This is a genomic window from Williamsia deligens (genome assembly GCF_024171765.1).
In the GTDB taxonomy this organism is placed as follows: Bacteria; Actinomycetota; Actinomycetes; order Mycobacteriales; family Mycobacteriaceae; genus Williamsia_A; species Williamsia_A deligens.
Window position 1 is genome coordinate 1 of record NZ_JAMTCI010000003.1, and the last position, 20,529, is coordinate 20,529.

The 20,529-nt window shown below is 69.6% G+C and carries 28 protein-coding genes; 13 read left to right on the top strand and 15 right to left on the bottom strand.

Features of this window, described 5'->3' with window-relative positions; genetic code table 11:
• The 11 genes from LX14_RS17185 to LX14_RS17230 all read right to left on the bottom strand — a co-directional run.
• Positions 1–212: hypothetical protein (locus LX14_RS17185; protein WP_253648599.1), on the bottom strand; the 212-nt coding region annotated here is incomplete at its 3' end.
• A complete protein-coding gene (locus LX14_RS17190; protein WP_253648600.1) occupies positions 209–451 on the bottom strand; it encodes a hypothetical protein in 243 nt (80 codons plus the stop codon). The genes LX14_RS17190 and LX14_RS17185, both read right to left, overlap by 4 nt.
• Positions 448–651 (bottom strand): hypothetical protein, encoded by a 204-nt coding sequence (locus tag LX14_RS17195; RefSeq protein WP_253648601.1) that lies wholly within the window; start codon positions 649–651, stop codon positions 448–450. Before LX14_RS17195 ends, LX14_RS17190 begins: the two co-directional genes overlap by 4 nt.
• Complete coding sequence (locus LX14_RS17200; RefSeq protein ID WP_253648602.1) at positions 648–806, bottom strand: hypothetical protein; 159 nt, start codon at positions 804–806, stop codon at positions 648–650. The genes LX14_RS17195 and LX14_RS17200 overlap by 4 nt, the downstream gene beginning before the upstream one ends.
• Positions 807–814: 8 nt before the next feature.
• Complete coding sequence (locus LX14_RS17205) at positions 815–1,165, bottom strand: hypothetical protein (protein WP_253648603.1); 351 nt, start codon at positions 1,163–1,165, stop codon at positions 815–817.
• Positions 1,162–1,329, bottom strand: a complete 168-nt coding sequence (locus tag LX14_RS17210) for a hypothetical protein (protein ID WP_253648604.1) — start codon at positions 1,327–1,329, stop codon at positions 1,162–1,164. Before LX14_RS17210 ends, LX14_RS17205 begins: the two co-directional genes overlap by 4 nt.
• Entirely contained in the window at positions 1,326–1,652 is a 327-nt protein-coding gene (locus LX14_RS17215; protein WP_253648605.1) for a hypothetical protein, read from the bottom strand. Before LX14_RS17215 ends, LX14_RS17210 begins: the two co-directional genes overlap by 4 nt.
• Entirely contained in the window at positions 1,649–1,780 is a 132-nt protein-coding gene (locus tag LX14_RS20760) for a hypothetical protein (RefSeq protein ID WP_301283861.1), read from the bottom strand. The genes LX14_RS17215 and LX14_RS20760 overlap by 4 nt, the downstream gene beginning before the upstream one ends.
• A 134-nt stretch (positions 1,781–1,914) precedes the next feature.
• Positions 1,915–2,571: a hypothetical protein gene (locus tag LX14_RS17220; RefSeq protein ID WP_253648606.1), complete on the bottom strand. Its 657-nt coding sequence runs from the start codon at positions 2,569–2,571 to the stop codon at positions 1,915–1,917.
• Complete coding sequence (locus tag LX14_RS17225) at positions 2,568–2,720, bottom strand: hypothetical protein (RefSeq protein WP_253648607.1); 153 nt, start codon at positions 2,718–2,720, stop codon at positions 2,568–2,570. The genes LX14_RS17220 and LX14_RS17225 overlap by 4 nt, the downstream gene beginning before the upstream one ends.
• Complete coding sequence (locus LX14_RS17230) at positions 2,720–2,935, bottom strand: helix-turn-helix transcriptional regulator (RefSeq protein WP_253648608.1); 216 nt, start codon at positions 2,933–2,935, stop codon at positions 2,720–2,722. Before LX14_RS17230 ends, LX14_RS17225 begins: the two co-directional genes overlap by 1 nt.
• Positions 2,936–3,177: 242 nt before the next feature.
• Between LX14_RS17230 and LX14_RS17235 the strand changes: the two genes are divergently transcribed.
• From LX14_RS17235 to LX14_RS17245, 3 genes are all read left to right on the top strand, one after another.
• Complete coding sequence (locus LX14_RS17235; RefSeq protein WP_253648609.1) at positions 3,178–3,831, top strand: helix-turn-helix domain-containing protein; 654 nt, start codon at positions 3,178–3,180, stop codon at positions 3,829–3,831.
• A gap of 71 nt (positions 3,832–3,902) precedes the next feature.
• Positions 3,903–4,322 (top strand): ImmA/IrrE family metallo-endopeptidase, encoded by a 420-nt coding sequence (locus tag LX14_RS17240; RefSeq protein WP_253648610.1) that lies wholly within the window; start codon positions 3,903–3,905, stop codon positions 4,320–4,322.
• Positions 4,319–4,543, top strand: a complete 225-nt coding sequence (locus tag LX14_RS17245; protein ID WP_253648611.1) for a DUF3263 domain-containing protein — start codon at positions 4,319–4,321, stop codon at positions 4,541–4,543. The genes LX14_RS17240 and LX14_RS17245 overlap by 4 nt, the downstream gene beginning before the upstream one ends.
• On the opposite strand, the gene LX14_RS17250 is transcribed toward LX14_RS17245, so the two are convergent.
• Positions 4,536–5,924: a recombinase family protein gene (locus LX14_RS17250; RefSeq protein ID WP_253648612.1), complete on the bottom strand. Its 1,389-nt coding sequence runs from the start codon at positions 5,922–5,924 to the stop codon at positions 4,536–4,538. The genes LX14_RS17245 and LX14_RS17250 overlap by 8 nt on opposite strands.
• 28 nt (positions 5,925–5,952) lie before the next feature.
• Between LX14_RS17250 and LX14_RS17255 the strand changes: the two genes are divergently transcribed.
• Both LX14_RS17255 and holA read left to right on the top strand, forming a co-directional pair.
• Positions 5,953–6,735 (top strand): ComEC/Rec2 family competence protein, encoded by a 783-nt coding sequence (locus LX14_RS17255; RefSeq protein WP_253648613.1) that lies wholly within the window; start codon positions 5,953–5,955, stop codon positions 6,733–6,735.
• The gene (holA, locus tag LX14_RS17260; protein ID WP_253648614.1) at positions 6,719–7,696 is read left to right on the top strand and encodes a DNA polymerase III subunit delta; all 978 of its coding nucleotides are present in this window, start codon (positions 6,719–6,721) and stop codon (positions 7,694–7,696) included. Before LX14_RS17255 ends, holA begins: the two co-directional genes overlap by 17 nt.
• A gap of 102 nt (positions 7,697–7,798) precedes the next feature.
• Here holA and rpsT read toward each other — a convergent pair whose 3' ends face one another.
• Complete coding sequence (gene rpsT / locus LX14_RS17265; protein ID WP_253648615.1) at positions 7,799–8,059, bottom strand: 30S ribosomal protein S20; 261 nt, start codon at positions 8,057–8,059, stop codon at positions 7,799–7,801.
• Between the two features lie 356 nt (positions 8,060–8,415).
• On the opposite strand from rpsT, the gene LX14_RS17270 reads away from it, so the two are divergent.
• From LX14_RS17270 to LX14_RS17285, 4 genes are all read left to right on the top strand, one after another.
• Complete coding sequence (locus tag LX14_RS17270; protein ID WP_253648616.1) at positions 8,416–9,531, top strand: sulfotransferase family protein; 1,116 nt, start codon at positions 8,416–8,418, stop codon at positions 9,529–9,531.
• Between the two features lie 74 nt (positions 9,532–9,605).
• Positions 9,606–11,408: a circularly permuted type 2 ATP-grasp protein gene (locus LX14_RS17275; protein WP_253648617.1), complete on the top strand. Its 1,803-nt coding sequence runs from the start codon at positions 9,606–9,608 to the stop codon at positions 11,406–11,408.
• On the top strand, positions 11,408–12,391 hold the full coding sequence (locus LX14_RS17280) for an alpha-E domain-containing protein (RefSeq protein WP_253648618.1): 984 nt from the start codon (positions 11,408–11,410) through the stop codon (positions 12,389–12,391). Before LX14_RS17275 ends, LX14_RS17280 begins: the two co-directional genes overlap by 1 nt.
• Entirely contained in the window at positions 12,388–13,236 is an 849-nt protein-coding gene (locus tag LX14_RS17285; protein WP_253648619.1) for a transglutaminase family protein, read from the top strand. Before LX14_RS17280 ends, LX14_RS17285 begins: the two co-directional genes overlap by 4 nt.
• Positions 13,237–13,317: 81 nt before the next feature.
• On the opposite strand, the gene LX14_RS17290 is transcribed toward LX14_RS17285, so the two are convergent.
• Complete coding sequence (locus LX14_RS17290; RefSeq protein WP_253648620.1) at positions 13,318–13,872, bottom strand: type II toxin-antitoxin system PemK/MazF family toxin; 555 nt, start codon at positions 13,870–13,872, stop codon at positions 13,318–13,320.
• A 9-nt stretch (positions 13,873–13,881) separates the two neighbouring features.
• Positions 13,882–14,559 carry an alpha/beta hydrolase family protein gene (locus tag LX14_RS17295; RefSeq protein ID WP_253648621.1) on the bottom strand — a complete coding sequence of 226 codons (678 nt, stop codon included), beginning with the start codon at positions 14,557–14,559 and terminating at the stop codon, positions 13,882–13,884.
• Here LX14_RS17295 and lepA point away from each other — a divergent pair.
• The 4 genes from lepA to LX14_RS17315 all read left to right on the top strand — a co-directional run bounded on the left by lepA (position 14,558) and on the right by LX14_RS17315 (position 20,451).
• Positions 14,558–16,483: a translation elongation factor 4 gene (lepA, locus tag LX14_RS17300; RefSeq protein WP_253648622.1), complete on the top strand. Its 1,926-nt coding sequence runs from the start codon at positions 14,558–14,560 to the stop codon at positions 16,481–16,483. The two genes, LX14_RS17295 and lepA, sit on opposite strands and share 2 nt — an antisense overlap.
• 4 nt (positions 16,484–16,487) lie before the next feature.
• Complete coding sequence (locus LX14_RS17305) at positions 16,488–18,536, top strand: M3 family metallopeptidase (RefSeq protein WP_253648623.1); 2,049 nt, start codon at positions 16,488–16,490, stop codon at positions 18,534–18,536.
• Positions 18,533–19,462 (top strand): cation diffusion facilitator family transporter, encoded by a 930-nt coding sequence (locus tag LX14_RS17310; protein ID WP_253648624.1) that lies wholly within the window; start codon positions 18,533–18,535, stop codon positions 19,460–19,462. Before LX14_RS17305 ends, LX14_RS17310 begins: the two co-directional genes overlap by 4 nt.
• A gap of 92 nt (positions 19,463–19,554) precedes the next feature.
• Entirely contained in the window at positions 19,555–20,451 is an 897-nt protein-coding gene (locus tag LX14_RS17315; RefSeq protein WP_253648625.1) for a hypothetical protein, read from the top strand.
• Positions 20,452–20,529: the final 78 nt, after the last annotated feature.

The following is a 20,529-nucleotide window of genomic DNA, read 5'->3' on the forward strand; positions in this document are numbered from 1 at the left end:
AACTCGCACCGGTCGCGGTAGAAGCGCATTTCTGGGCCGACCTTGTCCTCGACCCACCGCTGGTTTCGCGCGGCGTGCTCCTCAGCCGCGCGCCGCAGTGCCTCGGCGCACCGTTGGCGTTCCTGCGCCTGCCGATACGACTTCTCGCGCAGCACGACGTATCCGTGCTGGGCGAGCAACTTCTTCGCGGACTCGATCGTCGTGTTGCTCATGCGGGAACTCGCAGCCACTCGGTGAGCTCGCCGACAGTGCGGTCGTCAGGCACCAGACCGGCGATCGCGATGAGCAGCGCCGTCATCCACGCCGTCCCGTCGCCGATCGTGTGGGCGGTGGCGATCGCGTCGAGCAGCTCGGCGGGATCGTCGTCCCGGACCGCGCCGACGATGCGCAGTGCGAGCGGGACCATGGCGTCGACGACCTGGTGCTGGAACGGGTTCTGTGGCGCGCTCACCGGGCCACCTCCGGCCCAACGAGTGCCTGCCCAACGAGGTAGTGCATCTGCAGGTCGTCGTCACACTTGAACTCGAGGTACAGCGTCGGCAGGCCGTCCCGGCACGCCTGGTCGTACTGGCGGTCGCTGACGACGAGCCAGGCGAAACCGTCAGGGACGGGGAGCGATTCGAGCGTCTCGGAGAAGTCGACCGTGATCACCGGGCCACCTCCGCGATCCACTGCAGACCGCCGAACCAGACCAGCGCGGCCAGGATGACGACACCGATAAGTCCGCCGACGATGCCGCTGAGCACGATCGTCAGCAGCCACTCGCCGATGCCGGCGGCGCGGCTGCGGGGCGCTTGGCTGATCACGCCGCGCATCAGCACCCCACCCCGTTCGTGACGGCGTCGATGAGCTTCGCGGGGTCCAGGCCTACGGCGGTGGCCTCCTCGATTCCGCGCACGATGACCGTCCAGACCGCGAGGGCCGCGTCGCTGATGTCGTCCGCGACGACGTGGCCGCTGAGGTGCCAGTAGGCGTCGCGGGCCCAGATCGCCTTCGCAACACGAATCGCCTCGTCCTCGGAGTCCGCGTGCGCGATACGTGCCGCTACGGCGTTCGTGGTTGCGGCGAGCCCTGCGATGTCGGTGATGCTGTCGCCGGCGGCGGAGGCGTCGCGGATCGTCCGGACGGTCGCCGCAGTGAGAGGCGCGTTCGTCGTCTCAGTCATCGCCGCCCCCGGTTGATCCGTCGGGACTGCTTCGCGGCGCGGTTCTTCGCACGGCGCTTCTCGACGGCGTTGTCGGCGGCGGTGTCGGCGTAGATGTGGTCCTGTGCCAGCAGCGCGCGGTTCAGGCGAGCGCGGCGCAACTGCGAGTCGGACAGCCCGCTCATCGCCGACCACCGCCGTAATCGCTCAAGTCGCGCGCCACACCCCGCGCTGCGTCGTCGAGGTCGCTCGTCTGCTGTTCGGTGATGTGCACGACCTGCGCGTCGACGGGCTCCGATGTCAGCCCGTTCACGACGTACTCGGCGATCTCGACCAGCCCATCTAGGGGCGCTCCAGTGGTCGAGAAGAGGGCCGTCGAGCGGAGCACCGAGTGTGCGACGTACAGCGCGGCGACCCGCGCCTTCTGTGTGACGTCGAGGAACTCGTCTGGCGTGGTGAGGAACTCGGGTTCCTTCATGCCGTTCGGCCAGTGGACGGCGCTGCTCATCGCTCGTCACCGCCGGCGATCTCGAAGGGGTTGTCGACGTGGGAGTGTCCGTGCAGGCTGACGCCGGTGGCGATGCCCGCGAGGTACAGCAGCACCCCGGGTCCGAGGAGCCAGTAGATGGTGTCCATTTGCAGTCCGATCTCGGTGGTTGTGGTGGTCGGTGGTGGCCCGCCGCCGATGAGGCGGCGGGCCGTGCCCGGGATGACGTGTCTCGGGCGCTCCGGCCGCGGGCGGCTTCCTCCATCCGCCCGCGGGGGAGAGATCAGGGAGAAGTGGCGGGCTCGGGCGTGGTGCTGCGCTCGGTCGACGGGCGGCACAGGTGGCCGGCATCGGCGAGGAGGCGGTCGGACGCCAGGCGGCGCTGCTGCGGGAGCCACTGGTCGGCCGGGACCGGCATCGGCGGCTCGGACAGTGCGACCGTCGCGAGGCGATACGCGCGCGGCGTCGCGAGCACGAGGCCGTCCACAGCGGGGATGGGCGACGAGAAGTCGTCGACGAAGTGGCCGTCGGGGTAGGTCGCGAGCGTGACGTGACCGGTGGTGGCGATGAGGGTCACGGCCTCGAAGTCCTGACGCCACTCCTTCACCCGCACCAGGCCGCCGCCGTGCTGCACGTAGGCGATTCGGTTCCAGGCGGTGTCGCGCAGGGTGTCGCGGAGCTCGACGGCGTTCTCGTGCGGGTCCAGCCAGACGAGCGGTGACTCCGCCCAGTTGCGGGGCCGCGAGTGCAGACGCACGGTCGCGCGCAGCTCGACGATCGGCTCGAGACCGCCGGACGGGTGCGGGACGTGCGAGTCGTAGCGCGCCTCGACGACATCGCCCGTACCCGACCAGCAGAGGACGAGCTCGTCGTTGACGACCCGGTGCAGCGCGAGCGGCGCGTCGGTGGACGACCCGGTCGACACGGGCGCGGGGCTCACGCTGTGGCCGCCTTGTCGGTCGGCTTCACCCAGATGCGGGCGAGCAGGTCGCGCTGCGCCGGGGTGAGCGGGGGAGCGTCTGCGGCGATGCGTCGCGCCGCGGCGCGGATGGACTCGCGCACCGAGTCCTCACGACCGGAGGCCGGCATCAGACCGCCACCTCGTCGAGCACGACGTCGGGGCGGCGGATGGCGATCTGCGGAACGTCGAGCGCCTTCGCGGCACGCGCCAGCAATACGTCCGTGAGGTGCTTGCGACCCGCCTCGATGTTCGCCAGGTAGGGCCGCGAGATCCCGATCGACGACGCGAAGTCGTCGGGGCGGTATCCGCGCATCTCGCGCATCACACGCAGCGTGTTGCCCACCCGAACGTCTTCCGCCGATCGGGAGGAAGTGCCCTGAAGTTCCTTCTGCATGGCCAAGAAGGTAGCGGAACAACGGGGAACACGTCAACGGAACTGGCGGGAACAACGGGAACAAGTCGCATCTATGCAGGTCAGCTCATGTCACATCAACGTAACTACGAGGGTGTTTTCCCGAAAAATCGGCCTCTGGCGCGCGCTGGCGTTGGTTGCTGTTCCCAATTGTTCCTGCAACGCTCAGGGGCATGAAACGAACTGCCGCTGAGGTTGGCGCGAAGGTCGGCCTCCGCCGGCGCGCACTGGGTCTCGACGTTGCCGAGCTGGCCCGAACCGCGGGCGTCGACGCGAAGACGATCCGCTCCATGGAAGGTGGCGACCGGTGGCCGCGTGACAGCACGGTCGCGAAGATCGAGCGGGCGCTCGGCTGGGAACCCGGATCCGTCGAAGCTGTGGCGAATGGCGGGGAGCCTGTTGTGCGGGGCTCTGACGATCTGGACGTGGGCCAGTCGGGAGTGGTCGTTGGCGACTGGCGGGCACTTGAGGCGGAGGTCGACACCCGCTGGGACGAACTCGTCAGTCTTCGGCCGCGAATATCGCGGCTCCCCGCCGCGGCCGCGCTGTATGTGTCGACCGTCGTCGACACGATCCTGCGGGAGCTGGGCGAGGATCCGCGGTACGACGTCGAGCGGATGGGAAACGGCGGCTATCGGTTGCGGTCGCACCGGCCGGTCGCGACCGAGCCGCCAGCTGATGCACTGACGGGCGAGCTGCAGTCGGACTATGACCTCGCGCGCCGAACTGCGCCGGGCAAGTCGCAGGGCCAGCTCATCCGCGAGCAGCACGACCGTGAGGCGGAGTCGGAAGGAGTCGACGAGCCCGGCTCCGATGATGGCGCTTAGAGGCAGGGTTACATCGGTGTAATTCCTGGTCAGGTGCTTTTCTGTCGGACCTGCGCCCTAGCGTCTGGCGCATGAGTTACCACCCGTGGCGGGATGCACGCAGTCGCAAGCACCTCGAGATCGCGTTCGGTGAGTCGTCGGCCGACTGCTGGCGCGGTTCGTTCAGCCCCGGGCGCATCGAGGTCGACAGCCGTCAGTCCCAGGCCGAGCGTCGCTGCACGATCGCCCACGAGCTCGTGCACGACGAGCGCCGCGTCTTCCCGCGCGATCCCGCCCTGCGCGCCCGCGAAGAGGTCGCGGTGGAGCGAATCGCTGCGCGCCGTCTGGTGGCGCTCGAGCGACTCCTCGATGTCCTGCGGTGGACTCGGCACACCGACGAGGTCGCCGACGAGCTGTGGGTCGATGTGCCGATGCTCGTCGCGCTGGTGCGGTCGCTGACGGACGAGGAGCGGACATGGATCGACGACCAGCTCGAGGCGGGTGCGGCATGACCGATGACGACCGGGCGCTCCTGGCGTTCGAGAAGCAGTGGTGGCGGACACCCGGCGCGAAGGAGAACGCGATCCGCGAGCAGTTCGGGATCTCGACGACGCGCTACTACCAGCGGCTCACGCGCATCCTCGACAACCCGGAGGCGCTCGCCGACGACCCCGTGCTCGTCCGGCGGCTGCAGCGGATCCGTGACGCGCGTGCGGTGCGTCGGGCTAGCTGACCCACTCGAGGGTGATCAGGTCCGGGTTGAAGACGGTGCGACCGACGCCGGCCCGGTGGATCGTCACCGATAGCATGGATCGCACGACGGTGCGACGTTCGACGATGTCCAACGACGCCCAGTGCTCACGTGCACCGTCGCCGACCATTGCGGCCACGAGGGGGTGACGGGCGCCCGCGTTCGCGCGGCGCTCGGCCGAGGCGATCTGCGGGAGTAGCCGAGCTTCGATCCGCGCGAGTGACGCCGCGGTCAGCTCACCGGCGGCGGCCTGGTCGACGAAGTCGTCGAGGCGGTCGCGCAGTGCTCGCGCCTCATCGAACGCCGCGGCCGTCGTGGGATCGGTGGCGGCGAGCGCCGCGGGGTCGAGTTGCTCGAGGCGAGCGAGGATGGTTTCGACCACGAACTCGTCGAGAGTCGCGATTTTGCGGGCGACACAGAACTTCTCGTGGCACATGTAGGAGTCGCAGCCGCGGTTCTTGGCCCGCACGATGCGACCACCGCACACCCCGCACGTCGCGATCCCGGTCAGTAGCCATCGTGGGCTCGACCCCCGGTGCGTCAGCCGGGCGGGATCGTTCAGCAGCGCGAGCATCTGCTGGTGCTCCTCAATGGTGATCAGTGGCTCCCATGTGGCCGGGCCGATCACCACCCCGCGGTGCTGGCGAAGGCCGGCGTATGTGGGCGACTCGAGGATGTGGCGGAGGGTGACCTGGATCCAGGGGGCGGGTGAGCCGTCGCGACGCGGCCGGGGCGCGGGGATCCCGCGGGCCTCGAAGTCCTTGCACACCGAGTAGAGCGCCTCACCGGCGAGCACGCGGCGGAACGCCTCCCGGAAGATCGGCCCTGTCTCAGGGTGCTCGACCCGGCCGATCGACTCCCCGGTGTCAGGGTCGCGAACGAGCCGGTACCCAAAAGGGACCTTCCCGTGTGGACGCCCGGCGTGGGCGTTGGCGCGCACCGCGCGCAGTACGCGTTCCCGTGTCTGCTCAACTTCCTTCTCAGACAGCAGCGCGTCGAGGCCGGTGGTGAACCGGTCGTCGCCGCGCGTCAGGTCGTAGGTGCGACCCGAGTAGGACCACAAGACCCCTCGCTCAGCGCAGAGCTCGCGCAGCTCGAGGTAGGCCGCGAGGTCACGCTGCGCCCGGGAAGCCTCCCACGTGATGAGGACGTCACCGGGGGCAAGGAGCAGTTTCAACCGGGCGTACGCCGGACGGTCGCCGCGGCTGTATCGCGATGCGCCGCGGTCGTTATCGACGAGCACGTCGCCCACGTCCCAGCCCGAGGAAGCCGCGACGGCGCGGCATTCACGTTCCTGCTCGTCGACGGACTTGCCGCGCTGGTTGGGGTCCGAGGAGACTCGGCAGTAGATGATCGCCTGCACCCCAGGAACATACGATTCCTTACCGACAATGTCCGGCGCGAACGTGGCCATCATCGGGGGATCGGTCCTGGCCCTGCTCCGCGTCTGCGGCGCCTCCCGCGCCGTGTCCGTCGCGGTGGCGGTGGCCGTGATCGCCGTCTTCGTGCTCGTGGTGCGCCCGTCGCCGAGTGTGGTGCGGGCCGCGGTGATGGGGGTCGTGGGGATGCTCGCGCTCGCCGCCCGACGCGACACCCAACCGGTGCCGGCCCTGTGCGCGGCGATCATCGTGGTGCTGGGGGTGTGGCCGGCGATGTCGGTCGACCCGGGCTTCGCGCTGTCGGTGGCGGCCACCGCGGGTCTCGTGGTGCTCGCGCCCCGACTCCGTGACGGCCTCGTCGACCGCCACGTCCCGCGGGTGATCGCCGATCCGGTGGCGATCGCGGCCACGGCACAGCTGGTCACCACCCCGCTGGTGGTGGCCTTCGCCGGATCGGTCAGCGTCGTCGGGGTCGTCGCGAACATCGTCATCGCGCCGGTCGTCGCCCCGATCACCGTCTTCGGCACGGTGGCCGCCGTGAGCACCCAGTTCTCGACCGTCGTCGCGGGTCTCGCGGCACGGGTGTGCGGCCCCGAGCTGTGGTGGATGGCAGTCGTCGCCCAGCGTCTCGCCCGCGCGCCCGGCGCGGCGGTGACGGTCCCCGGAGGTGTCCCGGGGGCGCTGCTCATGACCGCGACGGGTGTCGTCGTGGTGGGCCTGCCGCTGTGGTGGGCGAGGCGTCGCACCGCCCGCGCGGGTGTCGGGGGACGCTGGCAGCATGGTCGCCGTGAGTGACCGACTGCATCTGCTCCTCGGCGACGAGGACTTCCTCATCGAGCGCGCGGTCTCGGAGGTACGGTCCCGCGCGGTGAAGGACGCGGGGACCGACGTGCCCGTGACCCGCGTGCGCGCCGGTGACGTCGGTGAGCACGAGCTGGTCGAACTGCTCAGCCCGTCCCTGTTCGGAGACGCACGCATCGTCGTGGTCGAGTCGGCCGCCGAGGCCGGCAAGGAACCCGCGGCGGCGATCACCACGGCGGCCCGGGATCTCCCCGACGGCATCACGCTGGCGGTCGCCCACTCCGGCGGCGGTCGCACGAAGACGATGCCCGCGGAACTGCGGAAAGCAGGGGCGCAGGTGCACGACTGCGCACCCGTCACCCGGGTGGGGGACCGGATCGCCTTCGTCACCAAGGAGTTCTCGTCGTTGGGCGTGAAGGTCTCCGGCGAGGTCGCGGCGCGGCTCGTCGAGACGGTCCGGTCCGATCTGCGGGAGCTCGCCGCCGCGTGCAGTCAACTCGTCGCCGACACCGACGGGAAGATCGACCTCGCCGCGATCGACGTCTACTACTCGGGCCGGCCCGAGGTCACCGGGTTCGAGATCGCCGACGCGGCGGTCACCGGCGACAAGGCCGCGGCGCTCGAGGCGTTGGCCTGGGCGGGACACCACGGGGTCCCGCATGTCCTGGTGGCAGACGCCCTGGCCGAGGCGGTGCACGCCATCGCTCGCGTGCGGTCCGTCGGCGGCCGAGATGCGAACTCGTCGGCGGCCGAGCTGGGTATGCCACCGTGGCGGGTCCGGAAGGTGGCCGGACAGGCGCAGGGGTGGACGTCGGAGGCCGTGGCGACGGCGATGGGGGTCGTCGCGACGTTGAACGGCGACGTGAAGGGGCAGGCGGCCGACGCCGACTACAGCCTGCAGCGAGCCGTCGCCGCGGTCGCCGATCTCCGTCCGTCGATGAGGAACTCCCGCTGACTCCGGCGGGACGCACCTGCCCGGAGCACGACATCGGCCCGGACCGCCGAGGCGGATCCGGGCCGAGAGTCGTCTACGTCACCTCGAGGGCGACGGAACAGGTCAGAGCTTGTTGACCGCGCTCGCCATCGCCGACTTCTTGTTGGCGGCCTGGTTGGCATGGATGACACCCTTGCTGGCGGCCTTGTCGAGCTGGCGGCTCGTGGTGACGAGCAGCTCCGACGCCTTGTCCTTCTCGCCGGAGGCGACGGCCTCACGGAAGTTGCGGATCGCGGTACGCAGCGACGACTTGACCGACTGGTTCCGCTGACGGGCGATCTCGTTGGTACGGATCCGCTTCATCTGCGACTTGATGTTTGCCACGCGTCTAGCACCTCATGCTCGTCGTCGCGGCCGGTCGGCCGCTGTGATCGTGTCGCGACCTGGCGGCCGCGGTGTCTGTCGAATCGGTGACGTCCCGTCGAGCGGGTCGTCACGGAAGTCTGTGGTGATCGCTCACCGCCCGCAGGTGGGTCTCGAGGAACTCCAGACCCCGGCGCGGGCACCGACCGGCCAGGTTACCAGCGCGCCGGTGTCCGCCCCAAATCGTGGCGGGCCGCCCCGTACGGGTACGGATCGGCTGTGTGTCCGCTGTGCGGAACGCCGCGATTCGGGCGGATCTGGCATGGTCGAGGAGTGACCGCCTCCGATTTGTCCACCTTTGCGATCACGGTGCGCTGATGTCGCGTCCCATCGTCCTCCTGCACGTGGGCGTGCCCAAGACGGGCACCACCTATCTGCAGGACCGTCTGTGGCGCAACCGCGACACGGCGATGCGGACCGGGCATCTCCTGTACCCCGGGACCAGCGTCGACGACCACTTCCACGCCGCGGTGCACCTGCAGCCGCACCGCTACCTCGACTGGGTGGATCCCGCGCGGGCCGGGACCTGGGAGCGCCTCCTCGAGGAGATCCGCCGCTGGCCGGGCACCTCGTTGATCTCGCACGAGCTGCTGTCGACGGCCGACGACGCGGTCGTCGCGCGGGTGATGGGTGACCTCGCCGGTCTCGAGGTGCACGTCGTCGCGACCGTTCGCGACCTCGGACGACAGATCCCGTCGGTGTGGCAGGAGAACGTCAAGAACCAACACCGCGCGACCCTCGACGACTTCGTCCGTGGGCTGCAGGAGTTGCCCCGGGAGGAGCAGGACCCGTTCTGGGAGTTCCAGGATCACGTCGCGATCCTGCGGACCTGGGGCCGCGACCTCCCGCCCGCGCACGTCCACGTCGTCACGGTCCCGCCACCCGGCGCCCCCGGCGGTGCGCTGTGGGAACGCTTCTGCGGGCTGCTCGGCGTCGATCCCGCACTGCTCGACCGTGAGGTCCCGCCGTCGAACACTGCCCTCTCGCCGACGCAGACCGAGATGCTGCGACGTCTCAACGAACACCTCCAGCCGCAGGACGTCGGGTGGGATCGGTACGAACGTGCCGTGAAGCGCCATCTCATCGGTGACGTGCTGTTCGGTTCGACGGACAGGAGCGGCCGGATCCTGACGGCCGAGCAGACGGCGTGGGCGGCGGACCAGGCCGAGGAGATGATCGACGCCGTCGACGCCGCCGGCTTCGACGTCGTCGGCGACCTCGCGGACCTGCGGCCGGCCACTGTGCGCGCCGGCGCCGCCCGCGAGCCCGACGCCACCGAGGTCCTCGAGACCACCGTCGCCACCCTGGCCGAGACCCTCCGCCGTCTGCCGCTCCCCGAGGAACACCGGGGTGTCACCGGCCGGGCGAAGTCCGTTCTGCGGCGGGGGTATCGGCGCGTCGTCGCGAGCGGCATCCGCGCCCACCGCGGCTGATCGCGCCGGGGCGGAACCGACATGCTGGGGGGCAACCTCCTGCCCCCGCGCGACATCTGGGGCACGATGGGGCGATGAGCCCCGCCAGTTCGGTCGACAAGCGGTCCACGTCCACCAGCACCTCCACGACCCGCAGGGACGACAAGGCGTCAGGGGGAGGCAAGGTGCGCAAGGCGCCCGAGAAGAAGGTGCCCGAGAAGAAGCCACCCCCGAAGCGGGCAACCGCGACACGGGCGGCGAAGGCGAAACCGTCGGGGACGACGGGTCTCTTCGAGGGCTACTCGAAAGGCCCGTACGCCAACGCCTTCGACGAGATGTTCGACCACGCCGACGAGATCCGGGCACCGTACCGGGGCATCCACAAGGCGCTGGCCCCGTCGGACCGGAACGATCTGGAGACCCGGGTCGAGGCTCTGGGGCGGGCCTTCATCGACCAGGGCGTCACGTTCTCGCTGTCCGGCCAGGAGCGACCGTTCCCCCTCGACGTGGTTCCGCGCGTCATCTCGGCCGCGGAGTGGTCGCGGCTGGAGAAGGGCATCACGCAGCGGGTGCGGGCGCTCGAGATGTTCCTCGACGACATCTACGGCGAGCAGGAGATCCTGCGCGACGGTGTGGTGCCCAAGCGGCTGGTCACCTCCTGTGAGCACTTCCATCGCCAGGCCGCGGGGATCAAGCCGCCCAACGGTGTCCGGATCCACGTCGCCGGAATCGATCTCATCCGTGACGAGAACGGCGACTTCCGCGTCCTGGAGGACAACCTCCGGTCGCCGTCGGGCGTCTCCTACGTCATGGAGAACCGACGCACCATGGCCAGGGTCTTCCCCGATCTGTTCTCCAGTCACCGTGTGCGCGCCGTCGCCGACTACTCCAGTCAGCTGCTGAGGGCCCTGCGCGCGTCGGCGGCGTTCAACGAGGCCGATCCGAACGTCGTCGTCCTCACCCCGGGCGTCGCGAACTCGGCCTACTTCGAGCACTCGCTGCTCGCGCGTCAGATGGGCGTCGAACTGGTGGAGGGCCGCGACCTCTTCTGCCGCGACAACGTCGTGTACATGCGTACCACCGAGGGTGAGCAGCGCGTGGACGTGATCTACCGACGCATCGACGACGAGTACCTCGACCCCATGCAGTTCCGGCCGGACTCCATGCTCGGGGTCGCCGGACTGCTCAACGCCGCCCGCGCCGGCAACGTCGTCATCTCCAGTGCCGTCGGCAACGGTGTCGGCGACGACAAGCTCGTCTACACCTATGTCCCCGAGATCATCCAGTACTACCTCGGCGAGAAGCCGTCGCTGGCCAACGTCGACACCCTGCGGTGCTGGCTCGACGACGAACGCGAGGAGGTGCTCGACCGGATCGACGAACTGGTCGTCAAGCCGGTCGAGGGTTCCGGCGGGTACGGGATCGTGTTCGGCCCGGACGCGACCGGCGCCGAGCTGGACACGTTGGCGCGCAAGATCAAGTCCGATCCGCGTGGGTGGATCGCGCAGCCGGTGGTGCAGCTGTCCACGGTGCCGACGAAGATCGGCGACAAGCTGGCACCCCGCCACGTCGACCTGCGTCCGTTCGCGGTGAACGACGGCGACTCGGTGTGGGTGCTGCCCGGTGGTCTCACCCGTGTGGCGTTGCCCGAGGGATCGCTCGTCGTGAACTCGTCGCAGGGCGGCGGATCCAAGGACACCTGGGTGCTGGCCTCTCGTGCGTCGGCGTCCGAGCGGGAGCTCAGCGGCGAGGAGTTGGTCCGCACCAAGGACCTGCCGGCCCAGCATCAGACCGAACACGGACCCGAGCCCCTCGCCACCCAGTCGCAGCAACAGCAGCAACAACAACAGCAGCAGGGCACGCAGTCGCAGTCGCAGACCGAAGGGGTTTCCTCGTGATGTTGGCCCGTAACGCCGAGTCGCTCTACTGGATCGGCCGCTACGTCGAACGCGCCGACGACACGGCGCGCATCCTCGACGTCGCCGTGCATCAGCTGCTCGAGGACGCCACCGTCGACCCCGATCGCACCTGTCGCCTGGTGCTGCAGGTGCTGGGCATGGAGCCCGACCCCGGCGTGGACGAGTACGACGTCTGGTCGCTGACGGAGCAGGTCGCCTACGACCCGAAGGCATCGGGGTCGATCGTGAACTGCATCGCCGCGGGACGTGAGAACGCCCGTGGCGCACGAGAGGTCACGTCCAGCGAGATGTGGGAGTGCCTCAACACCACCTACAACGGGCTCGCCGAGGCCGAACGTGCCGCGCGCAAGCTGGGACCCTACGAGTTCCTGGCGTACGTGAAGAACCGCGCGGCGATGTTCGCCGGGCTGGCCGACGCCACACTCAGCCACGACGACGGTTACCGGTTCCTGCTGCTCGGCCGTTCGGTGGAGCGGGTCGACATGACCATCCGGATGTTGTTGTCGCGTGCCGGCGACCGGTCCGGGTCACCGACGTGGGTCACCGTGCTGCGGTCCGCCGGCGCGCACGACACCTACCTGCGGACCTATCGCGGCGCACTCGACGCCAGCCGCGTCGTCGAGTTCATGCTGCTCGACCGACTGTTCCCGCGGTCGGTGTTCCACTCGATCACGCAGGCCGAGCAGTGCCTGATGGAGCTCGACAACCGACCCAACAGCCGGGTCGGGGCGCGGGCGGAGGCGCAGCGTCTGCTCGGACGGGCCCGCAGCGCACTGGAGTTCATGCAGCCCGGTCTGTTGCTCCAGGATCTGCAGGTCCGTCTGCTCGATCTGCAGGAGACCTGCCGCGACGTCAACGAGGCCGTGACGTTGCAGTACTTCCACGTGTCGCCGTACGTCGCGTGGGCTGATGTCCGCGCCAGCTCCGCCGAGGAGCACTTCATCGAGGAGAGTGAACTGTGAGCTGGCGTCTGCGCGTCGTCCATTCCACCGGATTCGCCTACAACGCGCCGGTCACGTCCTCGTACAACGAGGCACGCCTGACCCCGCGCAGCGACAACCGACAGAACGTGATCGTCAACCGCGTCGAGACCGTTCCGGCGACACGGTCCTACCGGTACACCGACTACTGGGGCACAGCGGTCACCGCGTTCGACCTCCACGCCCCCCACGAGGAGATGGAGGTGTCGGGATCGTCGGTGGTCGAGACCGAGGCCGGTGAACGCCCCTCGGAGGCCGAGGAATTCGACTGGGACGACCTCCGCACGCCGCACGTGATCGATCGCTACGACGAGTATCTCGGTGCGACGGACTACGTGCCGCGCAACCGTCAACTCGCGACGACCGCGCGTCGACTGGCCAAGGGTCTGGATCCCGCCTCCGCCGTCGTCGCCGTCTGCTCGTGGGTGCACTCGGAGATGGAGTACGTGCCCGGCACCACCGGTGTGCACACGACGGCCGTCGACGCCTGGGGCGAACGCAAGGGTGTCTGTCAGGACTACGCCCACCTGACGCTGCTGATGTTGCGCGCCTTGAAGATCCCGGCGCGATACGTCTCGGGGTACCTGCACCCGAACCGGGACGCGGTCGTCGACGAGGCGGTCGAGGGCCAGAGCCATGCATGGGTCGAGGCGTGGACCGGAGGCTGGTGGGGGTACGACCCGACCAACGACGTGCCCATCCGCGAGCAGCACGTGTCTGTGGGTATCGGCCGGGACTACTCGGATGTGCCGCCGCTCAAGGGGATCTACACCGGTGGCGGTGCCACCGACCTCGACGTCGTGGTGGAGATCACCCGACTCGCATGAGGCCGGGTACGGCGGTGATCTCCATCGAGGGAGTGGTCACAGTGGAGATCACCCGACTCGCGTGAGGTCGCGTGCGGGCGGTCAGCTCCAGCCGTACTCGCGGCGGAGACGATCGGCGATCTCGTCGAAACGACCGCGATCGAGGATGGCGCCCTCGCGCCGGATGCCCTGCTCGGGGACGTCGAGCACGCGGTCGAGGCGGATGTAGCTGTCCTTGTGGCCGCCGTCCCACGCGCCCCGGCCGATCGGGGACCAGTTCGCGTCGTCGGCCCGGTGGGCCTGACTGGACAGCATGAGGCCCAGGAGTCGGTCGTGGTCACGTCCGACGACCAGCACCGGCCGGTCCTTGCCCTGGCTCGCGTCCTCCTCGAACGCCACCCATGTCCACACGATCTCGCCCGGGTCGGCGGCGCCGTCGAGCTTCGGCGCGTACTCGATGTGGCGGGCGGCGTCGGCCGTCGGGCGGGAGGTGTCGGTGACCGGCCGGCCGGTGGCAGTCGTGGCGCCGCCGCTGCTGCCCAGCCGGCTGGTCAGGGCGTCGCGGCCCTTGTCGATGGCGCCCGAGCGCTGCAGTTCCCGGTAGACGCGGGGGCCGTACTGCTGGGCGAGTCGGAGTGCGGTCTTCCATGCGGGCATGGGGCGAATCTAGTCGGCGCCGCCCGGGCCCCGATGTCCGAGGAGATGGTCCAGGACCGCGACGACCGTGCGCTCGATGGTCGGGGCCCGGTCGGGCCGCAGGTCGTGGCCGGTCTTCTCGATCTCGACGAGGGTCGTCGGGCCGGGGATCAGGGCGATCGCATCGGTGATCTCTGCCGTGGTGGCGAACGGGTCGGACGAGCCGTGGACCACGACCGTCGGGCACATGATGCGGGGGAGATGCTCGACTCGGGCGCGCTCGGGCTTGCCCGGGGGGTGCAGGGGATACGACGTCAGCAGGAGTCCCTCGACGATCCCGGGGTCCTCGGCGACGACCATCGACGCCTGACGGCCCCCGTAGGACTGCCCACCGACGATCAGGGGGACGGCGGCACCGATCTGTTCCCGCGCGAGGCGACACGCTGCGACGATCCCGTCGCGGTCCGCCGGGGACGTGGACGGGCTGGGCGGACCCTTCGGCCGTCGCTGTCGATAGGGGAGGTCGATCCGGGCGGTCGCCACGCCACGATCGGCCAGCGCGGAGGCGAGCAGGCGCAGGAGGGGCGCATCCCGGTTCGACCCGGCACCATGGGTGAGGACGAGGCCCGCGACGACCGCGCCCGTGGGCCGGTGCAGAACGCCCTCGACACCGTCGCCCACGAACGGCGTGGTGGCGGTCGCGGTCATGTCCGGCGACGCTACCGGCCCGTGCGAAACTTGCAGGAGCGCGACCCATCGACGAGGAGTGAGTTCGATTCCCAGTTTTGCCGACACGACGTTCACCGATCCGTCGCGGATCCGGAACTTCTGCATCATCGCCCACATCGACCACGGGAAGTCCACCCTGGCCGACCGGATGCTGCAGCTCACCGGCGTCGTCGAGGAACGGGCCATGCGGGCGCAGTACCTCGACCGCATGGACATCGAACGTGAGCGCGGCATCACCATCAAGGCGCAGAACGTGCGGCTGCCGTGGGAGGTCACCGAGGACGGCGTGACCACGGAGTACGTGATGCACCTGATCGACACCCCCGGCCACGTCGACTTCACCTACGAGGTGTCGCGTGCGCTCGAGGCCTGCGAGGGCGCGGTGCTGCTCGTCGACGCGGCACAGGGCATCGAGGCCCAGACGCTGGCGAACCTGTACCTCGCGATGGACAAGGACCTCACGATCATCCCGGTCCTCAACAAGATCGACCTCCCCGCCGCCGACCCCGATCGCTATGCCGCGGAGATCGCGCACATCGTCGGGTGCGAGCCCGACGACATCCTGCGCGTGTCCGGCAAGACCGGTGCCGGGGTGCGCGAACTGCTCGACGAGGTGGTGCGCCTGATCCCGGCGCCCGTCGGGGACGACGCGGCGCCGGCGCGCGCGATGATCTTCGACTCGGTCTACGACACCTACCGCGGCGTGGTCACCTACGTCCGCGTCGTCGACGGCCGCCTCGAACCCCGCGTGAAGGTCGAGATGATGTCGACCGGCAGCACGCACGAGTGTCTCGAGGTGGGCATCGTCTCGCCCGAGCCGAAACCGACGAAGGGTCTCGGCGTCGGCGAGGTCGGGTACCTGATCACCGGCGTCAAGGACGTGCGGCAGTCGAAGGTCGGCGACACCGTCACGACCGCACGCAACGGGGCGACCGAGGCGCTGACCGGCTACCGCGAGCCCCGCCCGATGGTCTACTCCGGCCTCTACCCGGTCGACGGCTCGGACTACCCCGACCTGCGCGACGCGTTGGAGAAGTTGCAGCTCAACGACGCCGCCCTGACCTGGGAGCCGGAGACCTCCGTCGCACTGGGATTCGGGTTCCGCTGCGGCTTCCTGGGTCTGCTGCACATGGAGATCACGCGCGAACGGCTCGAGCGGGAGTTCGGCCTCGACCTCATCTCGACCGCACCGAACGTCGTGTACCGACTCGTCGGCGAGGACGGGACCGACATGACGGTCACCAACCCGTCGGACTGGCCGGACGGCAAGGCGCAGGCCATCTTCGAACCGATCGTCAAGACGACGGTCATCGCCCCGAGCGAGTTCGTCGGCACGATCATGGAGCTGTGTCAGTCCCGCCGTGGGGAACTCGGCGGCATGGACTACCTCTCGGAGACGCGCGTCGAACTGCGCTACACGATGCCGATGGCGGAGATCATCTTCGACTTCTTCGACGCCCTCAAATCCAGGACGCGCGGCTACGCCAGCCTCGACTACGAGGAGGCGGGCGAACAGGAGTCGGCGCTGGTGAAGGTCGACATCCTGCTCCAGGGCGAGGCCGTCGACGCGTTCAGCGCGATCGTGCACAAGGATTCCGCGTTCGCCTACGGCAACAAGATGACGCTGAAGCTCAAGGAGCTCATCCCACGCCAACAGTTCGAGGTGCCCATCCAGGCGGCCGTCGGTTCGAAGATCATCGCGCGCGAGAACATCCGCGCGATCCGCAAGGACGTCCTGGCCAAGTGCTACGGCGGTGACATCAGCCGCAAGCGCAAGCTGCTCGAGAAGCAGAAGGAGGGCAAGAAGCGGATGAAGACCATCGGCCGGGTCGAGGTGCCGCAGGAGGCGTTCGTCGCCGCCCTGTCCGCCGACGCCCCCGGTGACAAGGCGAAGGGGAAGTAGGCCCGTGGCGACGAATCCTGTTCTCGCGCACAGCTCCCTGCCGCACGGTCTGCCCGACTTCGCCTCCATCGCCGACGACGACTTCGTCCCCGCGTTCGAGCAGGCGATGGCGACCCACCTCCGCGAGGTCGACGTCATCGCCGCCGACCAGTCGCCGGTGACCTTCGCCGGCGTCGTCGAGGCGCTCGAACGATCCGGACAGGACCTGGCCCGCGCGGCCGGGATCTTCTTCAACCTCGTCGGCGCGGACAGCACCCCCGAGCGCAACCGCATCGCGACCGACCTCGCGCCGCGCCTGTCGGAGCACGCGAGCACCATCGCGCTCGATCCGCGACTGTTCGCGAAGATCGCCGACCTGCACGACCGTCGCGCCGAGCTCGACCTCGACGAGGCATCACTGCGCCTGCTGGAGAAGCGTTTCCGTGAGTCCGTCCGGTCCGGCGCGGGCCTCGACGACGACGGTCAACGGCAGATGCGGGAGATCTCGTCGCGTCTGTCGGTGCTGACGACCATGTTCTCCCAGCACGTCCTCGACGAGAGCAACGCCGCTGCCGTGCACGTCACCGACGCCGCATCCCTCGACGGGTTGTCGGCATCCGCTGTCGCGGCCGCACGCGATGCGGCCCGCGACGCCGGACGCGACGACGGGTACCTCATCACCCTGGAGCTCCCGACGAGCCAGTCGGTGCTGACCTCTCTCACCGACCCCGACACGCGCGCAACGGTTTTCGCCGCGTCGACGTCGCGCGGAACACGGGGCGGCGACTTCGACACCCGCGACATCGTCACCGAGATCGTCGGCCTGCGTGCACGCCGTGCGCGCCTCCTCGGCTACCGCGACCACGCCGAGTACGAGATCGCCGAGCAGACGGCCCCGGACGCCGAGGCGGTCGAGACGGTGCTGCGCGACCTCGTCAGCGCGGCGATGCGTGCCGGAGGACGCGAGCTGACCCGCCTGCGCGCTCTCGCCGGCGAGGAGATCGGGGCGGCGGACCTGACGTACTGGTTGGCGCAGGACCGTCGCGCGACCTCCGCTGTCTCCCTGGACGACTTCACCGACTACTGCGACCTCGAGACTGTGCTGCGGGACGGGGTGTTCCATGCCGCGGGGCAGCTCTACGGTCTCCGATTCGTCCCGCGCGCAGATCTCGCCGGGTACCACCCCGACGTCCGTGTGTGGGAGGTGTTCGACGACGGTGGCGTGTCGGTCGGGCTGTACCTCGGCGACTACTACGCCCGTCGCAGCAAACGTGGTGGCGCATGGATGAACAACGTCGTCGACCAGTCGCAGCTGCTCGGAGCGCAGCCGGTCGTGGTCAACGTCTGCAACTTCACCAAGCCGCAGGCGGGTGAGCCCTGCCTGCTCGATTTCGACCAGCTCACCACGCTGTTCCACGAGTTCGGCCATGCCCTGCACGGACTCCTGTCGACGGTGCGGTACCCGTCCCAGTCGGGGACGTCGGTGCCGCGTGACTTCGTGGAGTTCCCCTCACAGGTCAACGAGATGTGGGCACTGCACCCGTCGGTGCTGGGTAACTATGCCCGCCACCACGTCACCGGGGCGCCGATGCCCGCCGACCTCGCCGACGCCGCGCGCGCGGCCACGGCCACCGAGAGCGCCCACAGCACCATCGAATACCTGGCCGCGGCGGTCCTCGACCTCGCCTGGCACCGGGTGACCGTCGAGGACGCCGCATCCGGCGTCATCGACGACGTGGAGGCGTTCGAGCAACGGGCTCTCGCGCAGGCCGGTGTCGGGAGCGACCTCATCCCGCCGCGCTACCGCACCGGGTACTTCAACCACATCTTCGGTGGCGGGTACGCGGCCGGCTACTACTCCTACATCTGGTCGGAGATCCTCGACGCGGAGACCGAGCTGTGGTTCACCGAGCGTGGCGGGCTCAGTCGCGCGGCGGGACGGGAATTCGCCGACACGACCCTGTCGCGGGGGGACAGCGTCGACCCGATCGCTGCCCACCAGAGGTTGCTGGGGCGCCCGGCTCGTATCGAACCGCTGCTCGCGCGCCGCGGTCTGGCCGCAGCGGCGTCGTGACCGCCGACGACCAGACCGTCGCCGCGCCGGGTGTGCGCGCGGACCTCACGCGGTACGCGGTGCTCAGCATCGTCGCGTCGATCGTCGTCATCGCGCTGAAGATCGTCGCCTGGCGGGTGTCGGGATCGGTGGGCCTGCTGTCCGACGCGGCGGAGTCGATGGTGAACGTGGTCGCCGCGGTGGGTGCGTTCATCGCGCTGCGGGTGGCGTCGCGTCCCGCCGACGCCGACCACAACTTCGGACACACGAAGGCCGAGTACTTCTCGGCGGTGTTCGAGGGCGCCATGATCGTGGTGGCCTCCGCGCTGATCATCGTGGCGGCGGTGGACCGGTTGCTCCACCCGAGCGGACTCGAGTCCGTGGGACTCGGCCTGGGGATCTCGGTGGCCGCCACCGTCATCAACGCTCTCGTGGGTGCGCTGCTCGTGCGCGTCGGGCGCGCGCACCGGTCGTTGACGCTCGAGGCCGACGGCAAACACCTGCTGACCGACGTGTGGACCACGGGCGGTGTGATCGTCGGGGTCGTCCTCGTCGCGGTGACCGGATGGCTGCCGCTCGACCCGCTCGTCGCCATCGCTGTCGCCGTGAACATCCTCGTCGTGGGTGGTCGCCTGGTGTGGCGATCGGGTGCGGGGCTGATGGACACGGCGCTCCCCGACGACGACCGCGCGGCGCTGGACGCCGTGCTCGACCGCTACCGCGCGGACCACGTCGACTTCCACGACGTCCGGACCCGTGAGGCCGGCCACGAGCGATTCCTGCAGCTGCACATGCTCGTTCCCGGCGAGTGGTCGGTCCAGCGTGGGCACGACCTCGTCGAGAAGGTCGAGCGCGACCTCGTCGGGACGCTCGACCACCTGCACGTCACCATCCACCTCGAACCCATCGGTGACCCCCGGGCCTACGAGCCCTGGCGCCTCGACTGACCCCGCGCCCCACCCGTCTGTTGGGCGCCAGGAACCGCCTGTTGGGCGGCCGGAGCGGATCTGGCGTGCAGGTGGAACCGTCCGGCTGTCACGTGCGTCCGATCGATATGGGCTACGCCGAGCTGTCACACACCGAGCACCCCGACCACCTCACGACGACGGGCCGGGCTGATCGCACCGCGCGCCGTGACATGGTCCGACTGCACCGCGGTGTGTTCGCCGACCCCCGGGTCGCCCTGACCCACACCGATCGGATCCGCGCCGGACACCTCAGCGCGGGACCGGGATCGGTCGTCGCGGGGTTGAGTGCGCAGTTCCTGCACGGTGTCGCGTATCCGGTTCTCGACGGCGACGTGGAGATCATCCGCGATCTCCGTGGTCAGGGGCGGCGGCGTCCCGGCGTCCGCATCATGCGGACGGATCAGCTCGGTCCCGGCGACATCGTCGACAGGGCGGGGATGCCTGTGACGAGCCCGGTGCGCACCGCCTTCGACCTCGGCCGCCGTCGGCCTGATCTCCTCGCTCTCGGCCATCTCGACGACATGGCGCGGACCGTTCCGCTCGACATCAGTGCGCTGTGGGCCTACACCCGCGACCACACCCACACCGCCGGTGTCCGTCAGCTGCGCGAACTGGTGGGCTTGATCGATCCCGCCGCCGAATCCCCCGGCGAGAGCTGGACACGTCTCATCATGCACCGACGCGGACTGCCGCGACCGGACAGTCAGATCGAGGTGTTCGACGAGTGCGGTGCACTGATCGGGCGCTTCGACCTGGGCTATCGGCGCTACAAGATCGGCGTCGACTACGACGGTGTCGAGTTCCACTCGAGCGACGAGCAGAGGGCGCACGATGCTCGGCGGGACAACGGTCTCCGCCGGCGCGGCTGGATCCCGCTGCGCACGACCGCCGCGGCGTTGTCCGACAACCCGTCCGCGGAGATGGCGAAGATCGAGAGCGCTCTGGCCCTCCGCGGACACCGCATGTGAGTCCCGACCGCCCACCAGACGGTTCCTGCTGCCCAACAGACGGTTCCTGCTGCCCAACAGACGGTGCCCGCTGTCCAC

Coding starts and splice junctions, on each gene's coding strand:
- LX14_RS17255 (WP_253648613.1), top strand. CDS start 5,953: ATGTCCGGCGCGAACGTGGCCATCATCGGGGGATCGGTCCTGGCCCTG.
- lepA (WP_253648622.1), top strand. CDS start 14,558: ATGTCCGGCGACGCTACCGGCCCGTGCGAAACTTGCAGGAGCGCGACC.
- LX14_RS17205 (WP_253648603.1), bottom strand. CDS start 1,165: ATGACTGAGACGACGAACGCGCCTCTCACTGCGGCGACCGTCCGGACG.
- LX14_RS17215 (WP_253648605.1), bottom strand. CDS start 1,652: ATGAGCAGCGCCGTCCACTGGCCGAACGGCATGAAGGAACCCGAGTTC.
- holA (WP_253648614.1), top strand. CDS start 6,719: ATGGTCGCCGTGAGTGACCGACTGCATCTGCTCCTCGGCGACGAGGAC.
- LX14_RS17240 (WP_253648610.1), top strand. CDS start 3,903: ATGAGTTACCACCCGTGGCGGGATGCACGCAGTCGCAAGCACCTCGAG.
- LX14_RS17210 (WP_253648604.1), bottom strand. CDS start 1,329: ATGAGCGGGCTGTCCGACTCGCAGTTGCGCCGCGCTCGCCTGAACCGC.
- LX14_RS17245 (WP_253648611.1), top strand. CDS start 4,319: ATGACCGATGACGACCGGGCGCTCCTGGCGTTCGAGAAGCAGTGGTGG.
- LX14_RS20760 (WP_301283861.1), bottom strand. CDS start 1,780: ATGGACACCATCTACTGGCTCCTCGGACCCGGGGTGCTGCTGTACCTC.
- LX14_RS17225 (WP_253648607.1), bottom strand. CDS start 2,720: ATGCCGGCCTCCGGTCGTGAGGACTCGGTGCGCGAGTCCATCCGCGCC.
- LX14_RS17235 (WP_253648609.1), top strand. CDS start 3,178: ATGAAACGAACTGCCGCTGAGGTTGGCGCGAAGGTCGGCCTCCGCCGG.
- LX14_RS17295 (WP_253648621.1), bottom strand. CDS start 14,559: ATGACCGCGACCGCCACCACGCCGTTCGTGGGCGACGGTGTCGAGGGC.
- LX14_RS17275 (WP_253648617.1), top strand. CDS start 9,606: ATGAGCCCCGCCAGTTCGGTCGACAAGCGGTCCACGTCCACCAGCACC.
- LX14_RS17270 (WP_253648616.1), top strand. CDS start 8,416: ATGTCGCGTCCCATCGTCCTCCTGCACGTGGGCGTGCCCAAGACGGGC.
- LX14_RS17290 (WP_253648620.1), bottom strand. CDS start 13,872: ATGCCCGCATGGAAGACCGCACTCCGACTCGCCCAGCAGTACGGCCCC.
- LX14_RS17280 (WP_253648618.1), top strand. CDS start 11,408: ATGTTGGCCCGTAACGCCGAGTCGCTCTACTGGATCGGCCGCTACGTC.